This window comes from Metabacillus rhizolycopersici, assembly GCF_020075705.1.
Window position 1 is genome coordinate 1 of record NZ_JAIQUM010000273.1, and the last position, 502, is coordinate 502.

1 pseudogene is annotated in these 502 nt (G+C 37.3%); it reads left to right on the plus strand.

The annotated features are described in order from the left end of the window. Positions 1–469 (plus strand): annotated as a pseudogene (locus tag K9V48_RS28555) (IS6 family transposase); the annotation flags it as partial. Positions 470–502: the final 33 nt, after the last annotated feature.

Genomic DNA, 502 nt, shown 5'->3' on the forward strand with positions numbered 1-502 from the left:
AGCCAACCAATGATTCTTGGCGAGTCGATGAGACGTATGTAAAAGTCAATGGTCAATGGATGTACCTATATCGTGCCGTTGATTCAGAAGGAAATACGATTGATTTTTATTTAAGCAAAACAAGAAAGCTTTGCGGTCTTTTCATGTTTCAAGGCTTCGTGTTATCACAGTAGACAAGAACCCATCCTATCCTATGGCGATTGAAGAGTTGAAGAAAGAGAAAAAGATGCCCATAGGCATCCAAATAAGGCAAGTAAAATATCTTAATAACATTGTGGAACAAGATCATCGTTTTATTAAAAAGAGAGTTCGTTCGATGTTAGGATTGAAATCTTTTCGGACAGCTAAATCTATTCTTTCGGGAATAGAAGCGACGCATATCATTAAAAAAGGACAACTTGCTTTACGGGACAAGTCTGTCCACAATCAAGTGAAGTTCATTCATCAACTATTTGGAATGGCTGCATAAGAACAGATTCCATTAGGAGTCTATATACCTCTT